Origin of the sequence: Aquisphaera insulae (assembly GCF_011064615.1) — a bacterium.
Classification (GTDB): Bacteria; Planctomycetota; Planctomycetia; order Isosphaerales; family Isosphaeraceae; genus Aquisphaera; species Aquisphaera insulae.
In genome coordinates, this window is the sequence record NZ_JAALJH010000058.1 from 48,520 (window position 1) to 62,313 (window position 13,794).

A 13,794-nucleotide genomic window follows, 5' to 3' on the forward strand; every position below is an offset into this window, starting at 1 on the left:
ATGGGCTGTCGATGGTAACTCACAACACCAGGACTACGCGGTGCTGCCTGGACTTGGTCTGGCGGACTGGATGAAATCGTGAGGAGTGGCGGGTCTCCATGCGTATTTGCCAGTGAACGGAACGGGCGGCGTCCTGACCTCGGTGCTCCTCCACGAATGCGGTGACTCCATGGCCTGACCGCACGTCCATTCGGCCTCTGCCCTGCTCCTGGCAGGAGGGCTCGGGATCTGGTCGGCTCTCCTCGTGGCCGTCCCTCAAGGAACCGGCTGGGGCGGCAGTCCTGGCAGGTTCGTCATGGCGCCGCTGGTCTTGATCGGCATCACCGTGGCCTTGCATCGGTTGTTCGCCGGGCACCGGGACGGATGGGCGATCGCCGTGGTACTCGCGGGCGTCATCGTCTGGAGTGTGCTGGCGGCTGCTTCCCGGCTTCTGCGCGAATAGGGAGCAGGAATGACCGGGAGGCATCTCCATCGACAGGAGCCGCAACGTCCTTTGGCTAACCGCTGCGACCCAGCAGTCGCCGAAACGTCCGTCCGAGAACACACTGTACGCGTGTTGACGTTCGACGTGTCCTCGGGTCCAATCATCGGGCGTGGAAGACGCTGATGAGCGGTCATGGTCTGATTTTGGGGAGGGCGAATCACATGTCGTATGCCCAGACGCTGCTGCCGGAGTTCGACCAGGAGATGGCGAATACGCGGAAGGTCCTGGAGAGGCTGCCGGGCGACAAGCTCGACTGGAAGGCGCATCCGAAGTCGCACACGATCGGCTGGAATGCGAATCACGTCGCGGACATCCCCCACTGGATCGTGGAGGTGCTGACGAAGCCCTCCCTGGACATCGCCCCCACCGACGGCCCTCGCTACCAGACCCCGGTGCTGACCGATCGTCGGGAGATCCTGGACCACTTCGATCGCAACGTCGCCGAGGCCCGCGCCGCCATCGCCGCCGCGAAGGACGAGGACGTGAACCGGCCGTGGGCGCTGCTCAACGGCGGCCAGCCGATCTTCACCATGCCCCGCGCGGCCGTGATCCGGAGCATGGTCATGAACCACCTGATCCATCACCGGTCGCACCTCTGCGTCTACTACCGCCTCAACGACATCCCGGTCCCCGGCATGTACGGCCCGTCGGGCGATGAATAGGCCGAGCCGGGACGTCCGTGGCCCGTTGCGGATCGATGGCATGCCCTGATAGAGTGTCCCCACCTCTTCGACAAGTGTCTGCCTGCCCTCACCAGGGAGGGAGCCGGGGCAGCCCCAAACCAGAAACGTGACGGGAGTCAAACATGCGGAAGTCTCTTCTTGCCATCGCGGCCTGCCTTGCCTGCACCGGCGCGAGGGCCGACGACGTCCTCAACCTGGGCGACCCTGCGCCCAAGCTGGCGGTGTCGAAGTTCGTGAAGGGGGACAAGGTCGAGGGCTTCGAGCCCGGCAAGACCTACGTGGTCGAGTTCTGGGCGACCTGGTGCGGGCCCTGCCGCGCCAGCATCCCCCACCTGACGGAGCTCGCGCACAAGTACAAGGACAAGGGGGTCAAGTTCATCGGCGTGGACGTCTGGGAGCGCGACCTCTCCCAGGTCGAGCCGTTCCTCAAGGAGATGGGCGACAAGATGGACTACTCCGTCGCCCTGGACGACGTCGCGGACAAGGACAACCCGAGCGACGGCAAGATGGCCAAGACCTGGTTGGAAGCCGCCGCCGAGAACGGCATCCCGACCGCGTTCGTGATCAAGGACGGCAAGATCGCCTGGATCGGCCACCCGATGAGCATGGACGAGCCTCTCGTCAAGATCACGGCCGGCGACTGGGATCCCAAGGCCAAGGCCGCGGAACGGCTGGCGGCCAAGGCCCAGGAGAAGAAGATGATGGCGGTGCAGGCGAAGGTCATCAAGCCCCTCCGCGCCAAGGACTACAAGGGGACCATCGCCGCCATCAAGGAGTTGTCCGCCAGCGAGCCCGACCTCGCCGCCCGGTTCGAATCGCTCAAGTTCATGTGCCTGAATCAGCTCGGCGAGACCGACCAGGTCCTGGCCATGTCCGGCAAGCTGATCGAGGAGGCCAAGGATGAGCCCATGGCGCTGAACACGGTCGCCTGGTACATCGTCGATCCGGACATGAAGCACGACATCGACCCGAAGCTGTCCCGCGTGGCGCTCGACATCGCCCGCAAGGCGAACGACCTGAGCAAGGGCGAGAACCCGGCCATCCTGGACACCCTCGCCGCCGCCCAGTATCGCTCCGGCGACACGGCCGCCGCCCTCGCCACCGAGGAGAAGGGCATCAAGGCGCTCGAGACCGAGCTCAAGGACAAGGCCAAGTCCCACCCGTTCTACAAGCAGTTCCAGGACCGCATCGAGTTCTACCGCGAGAAGATCGGCAAGAAGGCCGAGAAGTAAGGGATTGACCTCCCCACCCGCGCCGACCGGCGCGGGGCGTCCCGCTCAAGCCCCGCGCCTCCCCCAACCGGGGGGGGGCGGGGCAAGCCCTGCGGGATGCTCGCGAAATGCCGGCGACGCTCTCGCGAAACCTCGGCCCCTCATTTGCCTTCCGCCATCCGCGAGGTAAAGGATTGGAATAAGGATCATCGGGTCGCCCCATGATGGCGGCGCGATCGGCCCCGGCAAGGTCAGGGAGGACGTCCGATGTTGTGGTTCCGTCGGCGGACGGCGGCGCGTCATCGCGTCGCGGCTCGCCCCCAGCGTTCGCCGCTTCGGCCCGGCACCGAGTCGCTCGAAGGCCGCACTCTGCTGAGCGGTGCATCCTCCATCTTCGGGAGCGGCGGGGGCGACGGAATCCAGTCCTGGCTGTTCCCCAAGCCGCCCACGAGATACCCGGCGACGGTCAAGGTCGTCTTCCCGGGCAACGTGGATGGCCGGACCAATGCGCTGATGGAGCTGAGCAAGATCGATGCTCCCCTCCGTCAGCAGATTCGCGGGAGCGTTGTCCTCAAGGCGCCCCGGTTCCCCACCACCTACACGGGGCCGATGCGGCTGGACCTGAACGTGATCGGCTCGTCGGCCTTCTACCGGCCGGAGCAGGGCTTCTTCTTCAAGGGGAGGCTCCTGGGCCCGACGACGACCAGCGACGAGTCCGTGTACTCCTTCCTGGTCAACCGCGGCGGCGCCACGGCCGCCGGGCCCGCGGGCGGGATCAGGTCCATCGTCTATGACGCCATCGTGGAGGTCACCAAGGGGGCGGGCGGGACGACGGCGGAGGTCGACCTGGTCGACGCCGGGGGACAGGTCGTCTCCACCACCGATCTCCCCCCGAGCCTGGTCCGAATCTCGGGGAACTCGGTCGCCGTCACCGTCCCGAAGGACCTCCTCCCGGCCACGAACGCCACCGGAGTGAACCGCTATTCCTACTCGTTCCAGGCCGCCGCGCCGGGGGGGCAGGCCAGCGACATCGCGGGCCTCTCGCCGGAGCACAACGTGACGATCATCGCCGGGGCCGCGCCGAAGGGGATCTCGGCCCGGGCGTGAGCGCCCCCGCGGCCCGTCGCCGCGGCCTTCCGCGCCGGTTAGACTGAGTCCCTTCAGCTCGGAACGCGGCTCGAGGATGGCGCAGCGATGGCAGGCGGCGGGCGCGACCTGGTCCTGGGGACGGCGGGGCACATCGACCACGGCAAGACCGCGCTGGTGCGCGCGCTGACGGGCGTGGACACGGATCGCCTGCCGGCGGAGAAGCAGCGAGGGATCACCATCGACCTCGGGTTCGCCTCGCTGGACCTGGGCGAGGATCGCCTGGCGATCGTGGACGTACCCGGGCACGAGCGGTTCATCCGCAACATGCTGGCCGGCGCGTCCGGCCTGGACCTGGCCATGCTCGTCGTGGCCGCCGATGACTCGGTGATGCCGCAGACCCGCGAGCACCTCGAGATCCTCGAGCTGCTCGGGCTGGCCGGCGGCCTCGTCGTGCTGACCAAGTGCGACCTGGCGGAGGGCTCGTGGATCGGCCTCGTCGAGGACGAGATCCGCGAGCTCGTCCGCGGGACCTTCCTGGAAGGGGCGGCGATCCTCCGCACGGTCGCGACCACGGGCCTGGGCCTCGAGGCCCTGAAGGCGGAGCTGGCGCGGCTCTGCCGATCGGTCGCGGTCCGGCCCGATCCCGGCCTCTTCCGGATGGCCGTGGATCGCTCGTTCACGGTCGCCGGCCACGGGACCGTGGTCACCGGCACGGTGGCCTCCGGCGTGGTCGCCGTCGGGGATGAGCTGGAATGGCAGCCCGCGGGCCGCACCGTGCGCGTCCGGGGGCTCCATCGCCACGATCGGCCGGTGGGGGAGGCCGGCCGGGGCTCGCGCGCGGCGATCAACGTGGCGGGCGTCCATCACGAAGAGATCCGCCGCGGGGACGAGCTGGCGGCGCCCGGGTATCTCAGGGCCTCGAAGGTCCTGAGCGTGGAGCTCGCCGCGGCCGAGGAGGCCGTGCGGCCGCTCCGGCACCGCGGGCGATACCGCGTCCATCTGGGCACCGCCGAGGTCTCCGCGACGCTCGCCCTGCTGGAGGGGAATTCGCTGACGGCGGGCTCCTCGTCGCTCGGCCAGCTCTTCCTGTCGACTCCGGTGGTCGCGGTGCACGGCCAGCCGCTGGTCATCCGCGCGGAGAGCCCGCCGGCGACGCTCGGCGGCGGCCGCGTGATCCAGCCGGAAGCCCGCCGGCTCCGCCGTCGCGACGAGCCGGCGATCGACCGGCTCCGCCGCCTGCGGTCGCCCGATTCGAAGGAGCGGGCCGCCGCGGCGCTCGCGTTCCTCGGCCTGAAGGCGGCCGACGAGCGCGAGCTCTGCGCCCTCGCCGGCATCCCCATCGGCGAGGTCCCCGGCGTGCTCGATGAGCTGACGCGGGCCGGCGCCCTCGTCGAGATCCCGATCGGCGTCCGGCGGACCGCCCGCGTCCTGGCGGAGTTCGTCGCCGACCTGGAGGACCGGGTCCTGCGGGCCCTCGGGCGGCTCCACGCGGCCCGGCCGAGGCTCTCCGCGATCCCCCGGGCGCACCTCGCGGCCGAGCTGCCGGACCTCGCGAGCGACGCCCTGATCTCGGGGATCGTCGACCGGCTCCGGGATCGGGGGAAGGTGGTGGCCGAGGCCCGCACCGTGGCGGCGAAGGGCCACGCCCCGAAGCTCAGCCAGGGGGAGCGGAAGCTCAAGGAAGAGCTCCACGCCGCCATCCGGGCGGGGGGCCTCAGCCCGCCGGAGGCGCCCGACCTCGCCGCGAAGGCCGGCGCGCGCGGGGCCGTCGTGCCCGACCTCCTGTCGCTCCTCCGCGACGAGCAGCGCGTCGTGGAGGTCTCCCAGTCGCTCTTCCTGGACTTCGAGGCCGATGCGGAGCTCCGCCGCCGCGTCCGCGAGCATCTCGCCGACGGCCGGACGATGACCATGGGGGACCTGCGCGACCTCCTGTCCACGACCCGCAAGTACGCCGTCCCCATCGGCGAGTACCTCGACCGCATCGGCCTGACCCGCCGCGAGGGAGACATCCGCCGCCTCGGCGAGGCGGAGGCGTGGTCCGGCGGATCGGGGGCCCCGCCTCTCTCGCCGCGGTAGAATAGGCCCGTACGCCGCGAGAGACCGCGATCAAGCCGGAGGGACGCCACGGTGGAGAGGAAAGCGGACGAAAGCACGGCCGGCTCCGATGCCCCCCCGTTCCGCCGGTTGCCCGCGGTCCATGCCGTGCTCGGGGACGCGCGACTCGCGGAGGTCGCGGCGAGGCTCGGCCATGAGACGGTCGTCGCGGCGGTCCGCTCCGCGATCGACGACGCCCGCGACGGCCTCCGGGCGGGGCGAATCGTGGCGAGCTCTTCGGAGGAACTGGCCGCGCGGGCGATGACGATCCTCGAGGCCGCACGGCCGGCCCTTCGCCCGGCGATCAACGCGACCGGAATCCTGCTGCATACCGGGCTCGGCCGCTCGCCGATGGCCGAGGAGGCGATCGCCGCCGTCGCCGCCCTCGCCCGCGGCTACTGCAACCTCGAGCTTGACCTGCACGACGGCGAGCGCGGCCGGCGTACGACCGGGGTGGCACGGCTCCTCCGCGACCTCACCGGGGCCGCCGCCGCGACCGTCGTGAACAACAACGCGGGGGCGACGATGCTCGCCCTGAGGGCCCTGGGGGCGGCCGCGCCCGCGGCGGACCGGCCCCGGGAGGTGATCGTCTCGCGCGGGCAGCTCGTGGAGATCGGCGGCAGCTTCCGGCTGCCGGAGATCTTCGAGGCGGCCGGGGTGAAGCTCCGCGAGGTTGGGACCACGAACCGGACCCGGCTGGACGACTACGCGCGGGCCATCGGCCCCGCGACGGCCGCGATCCTCCGCGTCCACCCGAGCAACTTCCGGATCGTCGGCTTCACCGAGCAGCCGGCCCTGGCGGACCTCGCGGGGCTGGCGCGAGCCCATGGGCTGCCGCTGATCGACGACATCGGCTCCGGGGCGCTCGGGCCGGGCATGCCCCCCGGGATCGCGGGCGAGCCGACCGCCGCGGAGGGGATCGCGGCCGGGGCGGACCTCGTCCTCTTCTCCGGCGACAAGCTCCTGGGCGGGCCGCAGTGCGGGATCCTCGTCGGCACGGCCGCGGCGATCCGCAAGGTGGAAGGCGAGCCGCTGATGCGTGCCCTCCGGGTCGACAAGATGACGCTGGCCGCGCTCGAGGCGACCCTCGCCCTGATCGCCGATCCCGCGCGCGCCGCGACGCGGATCCCGCTCTGGAGGATGCTCGGTGCGGATCTCGCGGCGATCCGCCGCCGCGCGGAGGATCTCGCCGCGATCCTCCGCGGCGAGCTCGGGCTGGATGCCTCCGTCGTCGACGCGGAGTCGTACCTCGGCGGCGGCAGCGTCCCGATCTCGCCGATCGAGTCGTCCGCGGTGAGGGTCGGCCCCCCGTTCCCGGCCGCGCATCCCTCGGAGTCCTCGTGGGCGAGGGCCCTCCGGCTCGGGGAACCCGCCGTCGTCCCGCGGGTGAGCCGCGGCGCGGTGCTGTTCGACGTGCGGACCGTGGCCGAAGACGAGGAGCCTCGTCTTCTCGACGCGATCCGCCGTTCCTGTCATGATCAGGGGGCGGAACACGACCCGAGCGAGGGGACGGATCCCTCCCCTCGGGCCTCCTGACGATATCAACGCGAACCATCGCCACGCGAGCGAGGAGCCAGAGGATGCGTCTCTGTCGGTTCAGCTTCGACGATATGGTGCTGACGGGCTTCTACGGCGGCAACGCGATCATCCCCATCGACCAGGCCGCGGAAGCCTACAGCCGCGAGACGGGCGTGGAGCTGCTGCTCCCCTCCACCGAGGACCTGCTCGAGCTCCTCCCGCCCGACGGCTGCTCCTTCGAGCAGGCCCGCGACCTGGCCGCGTGGCTGGACGGCCTGGACGTGATCGCCCGCGACGAGCTCACCATCCCCGCGGAGGACGCCCAGCTCCTGGTCCCGATCGCGGAGCCCCCCAAGATGCTCTTCCTCGCCGGCAACTACGCCAAGCACGTCGCCGAGCGGGGCGGCACGACGGCCGAGCGCGAGGAGACGTTCCCTTATGTGTTCATGAAGCCGCCGAGCACGACGCTCACGCACCCCGGCGAGCCGATCCTGATCCCGAGGGTTTCTCCCGACCAGATCGACTGGGAGTGCGAGCTCGGGGTGGTGATCGGCCGCCATTGCCGGGGCGTCTCCGAGGCCGATGCCCTCGGGTACGTCGCCGGCTACACCGTGGTCAACGACATCAGCGACCGCGCCTACAAGCCCAACCCCGGGCGGAAGCCGCGCGAGCGGGACAAGTTCTTCGACTGGCTGCACGGCAAGTGGCACGACACGTTCTGCCCGATGGGCCCGTGCATCCTGTCCGCCGACGCCGTGAAGGACCCCCAGGACCTGCCCATCAAGCTGACGGTCAACGGCCAGTTGAAGCAGGACGCCACGACCGCCGAGATGGTCTTCCCCGTCGCCGCCGTGATCGCGTTCCTCAGCCGCTGGGTCACCCTGGAGCCGGGCGACATCATCGCCACCGGCACCCCCAGCGGCGTCGGCTCCGCGTCCGGCACCTTCCTCAAGCCGGGCGACCTGATCCGCGCCACGATCGCCCCGATCGGGACGCTGGAGACGCCGGTGGAGGCGGAGGATTCGTAAGCGGGGGATGGAGAGCGGCTTCTCGGGAACATGCTGGGAGGCGCATCATTGAGCTGGCAAGACCGGATTGGTGTCGGCCCGGACGTCTGCCACGGCGAGCCGCACATCAAGGGGACGCGCGGTCAGTCGACTGGTTGAAAACACGTCCAGGTCACGGGGAGAGCAATCATGGAGAGCGTCGGTTCCTTCGAGGCCAAGGCCCACCTGCCTCAACTTCTGGAGCGGGTCGCACAGGGCGAGGAGTTCACCATCACCGAGCACGGCAAGCCCGTGGCCCGACTGGTCCCCGTCGCCGCGACCAGGCCCAGGCCCGACGTTCGGGCAGCCGTCGAGGCCATGAAGCAGCTTCGCAAGGGCCAATCTCTCGGCGGCCTGAGTGTCCGCGATATGATCGAGGAAGGTCGCAGGTTCTAGGAGATGGCCGGCATGGACGCGACTCATGTTTTCGTCCTCGACGGGTCGGTGACTCTGGTCTGGGGTTTCTCGGACGAGGACGACGACTACGCCGCCGAGATTCTCGACAAGATGCCGGACCTGCAAGCCTACGTCCCGGGCCTCTGGCCGTTGGAGGTGGCCAACGCCCTCCTGGTCGGCGAGCGACGCGGTCGGACGACCGCCGCCAATACCGCTCACTTCCTCACTCTCCTCGGCACTTTCCCCATCGTGGTCGATGACCAGACGGTCGCCAGGGCCTGGGTAGAGACCACGCACCTGGCCCGGACCCACAACCTTTCCGCCTACGATGCGTCCTACCTGGAATTGGCCATTCGTCTCGGCCTGCCGCTGGCCACGCTCGACAGCAAGCTGAGAGACGCCGCAATGGCTGTTGGTGTGTCGCTTTTCGTCGTCCAATGAGTCGGTGCAGGAGTATCTTCTCCCATATCAGCGAAGGCTCAAGATGGATTCCAGGGGGTGGGCACCATCTCGAATCGCGATGGCAGCGCCGGAGACTCCTTGCAGCCGTGCAGAGCCTTCGGGTGGCCGTGGTGGAACACCACGGGACCGCCGTGGCCCGGGCGCAAAGTCCGTCCGGCGCCACAGCTTGCCTCGCCATGGTGTCGCTGCGCTTCCACCACGGCCACCCCCCTCAGCTCCATGCCGATGGTCAAGTTTCTCCGATCTCGACACCTGGTCCCTCAGGACGGTGCCACCCCCCGGGAATCCATCTTGAGCCTCAGCGAACATGCTCGTACCAGGAGGAACAGCGATTGGTCTCGCTCGCGTCCGGGGCGGGTCGACACTCCATCGCCCCGATCGGGACGCTGGAGACGCCGGTGGAGGCGGAGGATTCGTGATCGGAGGTGGTTGAGCGACGCCTCCCCGATCAGGGCACCTTCTCGAAGGCCTTCCGGAGGTCCTCCCGGGCACGGTCGCAGGCGGCTCGGGATGTGATGCAGGCGTCCCAGTTCAGGGGCGGAAGGTCCCGGGGAATGGCCGCGGGCTTGGGTGGATTCCGGGCCAGCTCGGAGAAGGCGGCGGCCCAGGCCTTGCGGGTGCCGTCGGCCCGGAAGAGGCCGATCCGCTGGGTGACGTCGCCGGCGCCCGGATGATCGTAAAGGCCCCAGTGGATCCAGCCGCAGGCGCCGGCCCGTGCGGAGGTCTCGACGGCGAGACGGCCCCAGCGGGCCTGGTCCTGCTCGGTCGCGGTGAACGTCCGGCCGCCCTGCTGCACCGGGCCGCCGCCGGACCAGCCGAACTCCGCCAGGACCACGGGCTTGCCCCCCGCGGCGCGACGGACCTCCGCGGCCACGCCCGCCAGGTAGGCCAGGTTGTGCCGCTCAGAGGCCGGGCTGTAGTCGTAATAGCCGCCGTCGTTGGGGTAGAAGTGAAACTCCAGGAAGTCGAGCGAGGGGGCGATGACCGAAGGCCGGAAGCCGGCGTACTGCAAGGGCCTGCCCAGGTTCAAGGGGATGCTCCACTGGATCAGCCCGACCGTCACCAGTGCGTCGGGATCGGCCGCCTTGATCGCCCGGGCCTGGCGGGCCGTCCAGGCGACCGAGAGCTCGTCGCGAAAGAGTTGATAATCCCGCAGCTTCCGACCGCCTTCGGCGATGTTGGCGGCGGGCGGAGAGAGGTCCTCCCAGGTCAGGTGAGCAGGAGCAGGGTCACCCCAGGCCCGGGCGGCGGCCTCCGGACTGTGGTAAGTCCGCTCCAGCCAGCGGCGCCAGCCGGCCCGCATGGGGGCGGAGTCGAGGCCGACTTCCGGCTCGTTCCGCAGGTCGTAGGCGAAGATCACGCCCCGCCCCTTGTAGCGGCCGGCGAGCTCGGTCCAGAAGGCTTCGAGGGCCCCGAGATAGCTTTCATCCGCGATCCGATCCACGTCCGCCCAGGCGGGCGTCCCCTCCCAGTGATCCGGGCCGGTCGGGTGGACTCGCAGGCCATTCTCTTCGGCCAGGGCCAGGAACGTGTCGAACTTCGCCATCGCCCGGGGGTTGATCGGGCCGCGGTCGGGCAGGAACGAGCCGAACGAGAGGAAGACGCGGACGACGTTCAGGCCCATCCCTTTCATCCGGACGAAGTCCGCCCGCGTCGCCTCCGCGTCGAACTTCTTCCAGACCTGGGGCGCCCAGCCGGTGCCGGGGCGGAAGTACGACAGCCCGATCGGCGTGAACGGCCTCCCGTCCGTCGTCTCGAACCCCGAGCCGGCCACGCGGACCCTTGGAAGGCCCTCGGCGGCGCAGGCGACGGATGATGCTGCCCACACCCATGAGAGGACAACCAACAGCGTCCCCATACTTCGCCTCATCGCGTTCTCTCCCAATCGATCGAGAAGACCGATCGGTCGATTGTCCCGCGCCATGAGGTAAGCGTCGAGACCCGCCCAGGAGATGAAGCGAGCGATTCCAAAAGCTATTCGAGTTTCCACCGTTGATTCTACATAAGCCTCGACTGGAATTGACGATTGGATGAAGAAAGCCATTCGAAAAGCAATTCGGAGTGGCCGGTGGAGAGGCTGGATCGACTGTTTGCGATCCTGAGAAGGGGGAGGCTGTTGCGAGGGGAGGAGATCCAGAGGGAACTCGGGATCTCTCAGCCCGTGATGTCTCGCCTCATGCGTGAGGCGGGCCCTCGCGTGTGTCGCTTCGGGCGAAGTGTGGCGACGCGCTACGGCTTGTCTCGAGAGATCGCCGGGATCGGTCGAAATCTGCTGGTCTCCCGGTGTCAGGCGACACTAATTCTGACCCCCCGGGACCTGTACTGATCCCCACCCCTTGGGTGCATTGATTTTATCAGTTCTTGCCGCCGCGGTCCGGCCTTCTTTCGGCCCCCCCCTCCTTTCGATCTTGGGCGGCGGGGTCAGCGGCCGGGAGGCCCCCACGGATCAACCCGCTCTTGCGCTTCTCCCGCAGCCGGTAGCTCTCGCCGGTGATCACCAGCGTGTGGCTGTGGTGCAGCAGCCGGTCCAGGATCGCCGTCGCCAGCACCTCGTCGCCGAAGACCGTCCCCCATTCCGAGACCCGCTGATTGGTCGTCACCAGCAGGCTCCCGCGCTCGTACCGCCGGTTCACCAACTGGAAGAACAGGTGCGCCGCCCGACGCTCGAACGGCAGGTAGCCCAGCTCATCGATGATCAGCAGCTTCGGCTTGCCGTACTCGGCCAGCTTGGCGTCGAGGACCCCCTCCGACTCGGCCTTCGCCAAGGTCGCCAGCAGGGCCGTCGCCGTCGTGAACCGCGCCGCGTGGCCCCGCCCTATGACCGCCCTCCCCAGGCCGACCGCCAGATGCGTCTTGCCCACACCGGGAGGCCCGAAGATCAGCACATTCTCGCCATTGCATATAAACCTACCTCCGGAAAGCTCCTGCACCAGCCGCTCGTCGACCGACGGCTGGAACGCGAAGTCGAAGCCCGACAGCTCCCGCACGCACGGGAAGTGCGCGATCTGCATCGCCATCTGCACCCGCTTGCCCTGCTTCGCCTCCACCTCGCGCGCCAGCAGCCGGTCGAGGAACTCGGGGTAGGTCCACCCCTCCCGCGCCGCCTCCGCCAGCGTGGCATCGAGCGTCTCGCGCGTGTGCGTCAACTGGAGCCGCTTCAGCGACGCCTGCAGCCGCTCCTCCAGGGGGTCGATCGCGGCGCTCATGGCCGGCCTCCTTCCACCACCTCGGCGTAGGCCGCCAGCGGCCGCTGGATCGAACCGGCCATCGTCGGGCCGGCTGGGGCCGACGGTGGCCCGCTCGGCGGCGTCGTGGCAGGTCGGTAGAGGCCCTCGAAGTGGGCCGGGTCGCGGACCCACGAGCGGGGCTCGTCGCGGCGCCGGTGGCTCGCGATCAGGCGGCCGCGGAGGTGGACTTCCACGGCGTCCGCCGTGATCACCACGTCGACTTGCTCGCGCACGTGACGGTGCGGGACGCTATATCGAACCGTGTCGATATCTACGAAACAGTCGGCGCTCACGCGTCGCTTGAGCCGCCGGGTCCGCACCGCCAACGGCCGCGGCGGCAGGGGGCGCAGCGCCGCCCGCTCGTCGCGCTCGAACCGCTCGCGGGGTCGCTCATCGGTGGTGCCGTGGACCCGCTCGTCGGCCACCTCCAGGGCCCATCGCGACAGGTGTCGTTGGAGGTCCGCCAGCGAGTCGAAGGCGCGGCCGGCCAGGGCGTTGTGCTTGACGTAGCCGACGCCCCGCTCGATCTTCCCCTTGGTGCGGGCGCGGCGGGGCCGGCAGGCGCGAGGCGTCAGGCCGCGATCGCGGCAGAAGGACTCGAAGCCGGGGTTCCAGGCGACCTCGCCGGTGTCCCGGTCGTGGTGGGTGACCAGCGGCGACGCGTTGTCGCAGAGGACCTGCTCGACGAGGCCGCCGAAGTGGGCGAAGGCCCCCTCCAGGCCCTCCAGCCAGTCGTCCTGCCGCTGGGCCAGCGAGGCCCGGCAGTAGATCCGCCGCGAGTAGCCCAGGACGGCCGTCATGAAGTAGACCCTCGTGAGCTCCCCGGCGATAATGATCATCTTCTCACCGAAGTCGATCTGGATTTGATGTCCCGGATCGGTCTCGAAGCGGACCGTGGCCAGGGCGGCGGCGCGATCGTCGCGGCGCAGGGGCGCGACGGCACGCTGGATGGCGCGGAGGTCGACGCCGATGCCGGCGGCGGCGAGCTCCTGCTGGATGACCACCGCGTTGCCCTCGGCGACGGTGCGATAGAGTCGGTGGACTTCGGCGAGCGCGGCGTCGTCGAGGCGGCGCGACGCGGGTCGCCGCTGGGAGCCGGCGGTGGCGCCGGCGAGATAGCGACGCACGGTGTTGCGGGAGATCCGCAACGTGCGAGCGATGCTCTTGCTGCCGACCCCCTGGCCGGCGAGCTCGCGGATCCGGTCCACGACACCCGGCGATAACATCCCGGTGCCCTCCTGCGAGAGCCGCAGGCGGGAGCTATTGACCCCTGGCCGAGCCGCGTGCGGCCCTTCCAGGTTGAGCAGATCGTCGGTCGACTTGTCCATATCCCCTCCTCTTCAAGTGTTCAGGGGGCAGTTTTAGTGTCGCCTGACACCCGGGTTGACGAAAGGGGATCTACGCACCGGCACGGTGTCCTCCACCTCCTTTCCGGAGGCGGTTCCTGGCTTGAACGAGCGTCAGGGGATGGGCAGGAGTTCCAGGGGCTGCCGCCCTTCGTCGAGGACATGCGACCGCAGGGCTTCATCGGACGCGGCTTCCCATCTCGCTATTACCTCGGCAAGGAAGAAGATCACCGTGATG

The 13,794-nt window shown here is 69.5% G+C and carries 12 protein-coding genes and 1 pseudogene; 10 read left to right on the forward strand and 3 right to left on the reverse strand.

What is annotated here, in order from left to right:
- Nucleotides 1-295: 295 nt before the first annotated feature.
- The 9 genes from G6O54_RS25295 to G6O54_RS25335 all read left to right on the forward strand — a co-directional run bounded on the left by G6O54_RS25295 (nt 296) and on the right by G6O54_RS25335 (nt 8,962).
- Nucleotides 296-442 (forward strand): hypothetical protein, encoded by a 147-nt coding sequence (locus tag G6O54_RS25295; RefSeq protein ID WP_165229369.1) that lies wholly within the window; start codon nt 296-298, stop codon nt 440-442.
- A gap of 203 nt (nt 443-645) precedes the next feature.
- Nucleotides 646-1,146 carry a DinB family protein gene (locus G6O54_RS25300; protein WP_165229371.1) on the forward strand — a complete coding sequence of 167 codons (501 nt, stop codon included), beginning with the start codon at nt 646-648 and terminating at the stop codon, nt 1,144-1,146.
- 143 nt (nt 1,147-1,289) lie between these two features.
- On the forward strand, nt 1,290-2,399 hold the full coding sequence (locus G6O54_RS25305) for a TlpA family protein disulfide reductase (RefSeq protein ID WP_165229374.1): 1,110 nt from the start codon (nt 1,290-1,292) through the stop codon (nt 2,397-2,399).
- 246 nt (nt 2,400-2,645) lie between these two features.
- Nucleotides 2,646-3,485, forward strand: a complete 840-nt coding sequence (locus G6O54_RS25310; protein ID WP_165229377.1) for a hypothetical protein — start codon at nt 2,646-2,648, stop codon at nt 3,483-3,485.
- Nucleotides 3,486-3,572: 87 nt separating this feature from the next.
- Nucleotides 3,573-5,543, forward strand: coding sequence for a selenocysteine-specific translation elongation factor (selB, locus tag G6O54_RS25315; protein ID WP_165229380.1), 1,971 nt, complete (start codon nt 3,573-3,575; stop codon nt 5,541-5,543).
- Between the two features lie 51 nt (nt 5,544-5,594).
- Nucleotides 5,595-7,097, forward strand: coding sequence for an L-seryl-tRNA(Sec) selenium transferase (selA, locus tag G6O54_RS25320; RefSeq protein WP_165229383.1), 1,503 nt, complete (start codon nt 5,595-5,597; stop codon nt 7,095-7,097).
- 44 nt (nt 7,098-7,141) lie between these two features.
- Complete coding sequence (locus G6O54_RS25325; protein ID WP_165229386.1) at nt 7,142-8,107, forward strand: fumarylacetoacetate hydrolase family protein; 966 nt, start codon at nt 7,142-7,144, stop codon at nt 8,105-8,107.
- A 168-nt stretch (nt 8,108-8,275) separates the two neighbouring features.
- Complete coding sequence (locus G6O54_RS25330; protein WP_165229389.1) at nt 8,276-8,521, forward strand: type II toxin-antitoxin system Phd/YefM family antitoxin; 246 nt, start codon at nt 8,276-8,278, stop codon at nt 8,519-8,521.
- Between the two features lie 12 nt (nt 8,522-8,533).
- A complete protein-coding gene (locus G6O54_RS25335; RefSeq protein WP_250847075.1) occupies nt 8,534-8,962 on the forward strand; it encodes a type II toxin-antitoxin system VapC family toxin in 429 nt (142 codons plus the stop codon).
- A 469-nt stretch (nt 8,963-9,431) separates the two neighbouring features.
- Here G6O54_RS25335 and G6O54_RS25340 read toward each other — a convergent pair whose 3' ends face one another.
- The 3 genes from G6O54_RS25340 to istA form a co-directional block, all read right to left on the reverse strand.
- Entirely contained in the window at nt 9,432-10,757 is a 1,326-nt protein-coding gene (locus G6O54_RS25340; protein WP_165229395.1) for a cellulase family glycosylhydrolase, read from the reverse strand.
- A 580-nt stretch (nt 10,758-11,337) separates the two neighbouring features.
- Nucleotides 11,338-12,189: an IS21-like element helper ATPase IstB gene (gene istB, locus G6O54_RS25345; RefSeq protein ID WP_165229398.1), complete on the reverse strand. Its 852-nt coding sequence runs from the start codon at nt 12,187-12,189 to the stop codon at nt 11,338-11,340.
- Entirely contained in the window at nt 12,186-13,436 is a 1,251-nt protein-coding gene (gene istA, locus G6O54_RS25350) for an IS21 family transposase (protein WP_165229409.1), read from the reverse strand. Before istA ends, istB begins: the two co-directional genes overlap by 4 nt.
- A 138-nt stretch (nt 13,437-13,574) precedes the next feature.
- Here istA and G6O54_RS39095 point away from each other — a divergent pair.
- Nucleotides 13,575-13,794 (forward strand): annotated as a pseudogene (locus G6O54_RS39095) (hypothetical protein); the annotation flags it as partial.

Bases quoted from the DNA above. Each gene is read 5' to 3' on its own strand.
- istB (WP_165229398.1), bottom strand. From the start codon at position 12,189: ATGAGCGCCGCGATCGACCCCCTGGAGGAGCGGCTGCAGGCGTCGCTG.
- G6O54_RS25295 (WP_165229369.1), top strand. From the start codon at position 296: ATGGCGCCGCTGGTCTTGATCGGCATCACCGTGGCCTTGCATCGGTTG.
- istA (WP_165229409.1), bottom strand. From the start codon at position 13,436: ATGTTATCGCCGGGTGTCGTGGACCGGATCCGCGAGCTCGCCGGCCAG.
- G6O54_RS25330 (WP_165229389.1), top strand. From the start codon at position 8,276: ATGGAGAGCGTCGGTTCCTTCGAGGCCAAGGCCCACCTGCCTCAACTT.
- G6O54_RS25310 (WP_165229377.1), top strand. From the start codon at position 2,646: ATGTTGTGGTTCCGTCGGCGGACGGCGGCGCGTCATCGCGTCGCGGCT.
- G6O54_RS25335 (WP_250847075.1), top strand. From the start codon at position 8,534: ATGGACGCGACTCATGTTTTCGTCCTCGACGGGTCGGTGACTCTGGTC.
- G6O54_RS25325 (WP_165229386.1), top strand. From the start codon at position 7,142: ATGCGTCTCTGTCGGTTCAGCTTCGACGATATGGTGCTGACGGGCTTC.
- G6O54_RS25300 (WP_165229371.1), top strand. From the start codon at position 646: ATGTCGTATGCCCAGACGCTGCTGCCGGAGTTCGACCAGGAGATGGCG.
- G6O54_RS25305 (WP_165229374.1), top strand. From the start codon at position 1,290: ATGCGGAAGTCTCTTCTTGCCATCGCGGCCTGCCTTGCCTGCACCGGC.
- selB (WP_165229380.1), top strand. From the start codon at position 3,573: ATGGCAGGCGGCGGGCGCGACCTGGTCCTGGGGACGGCGGGGCACATC.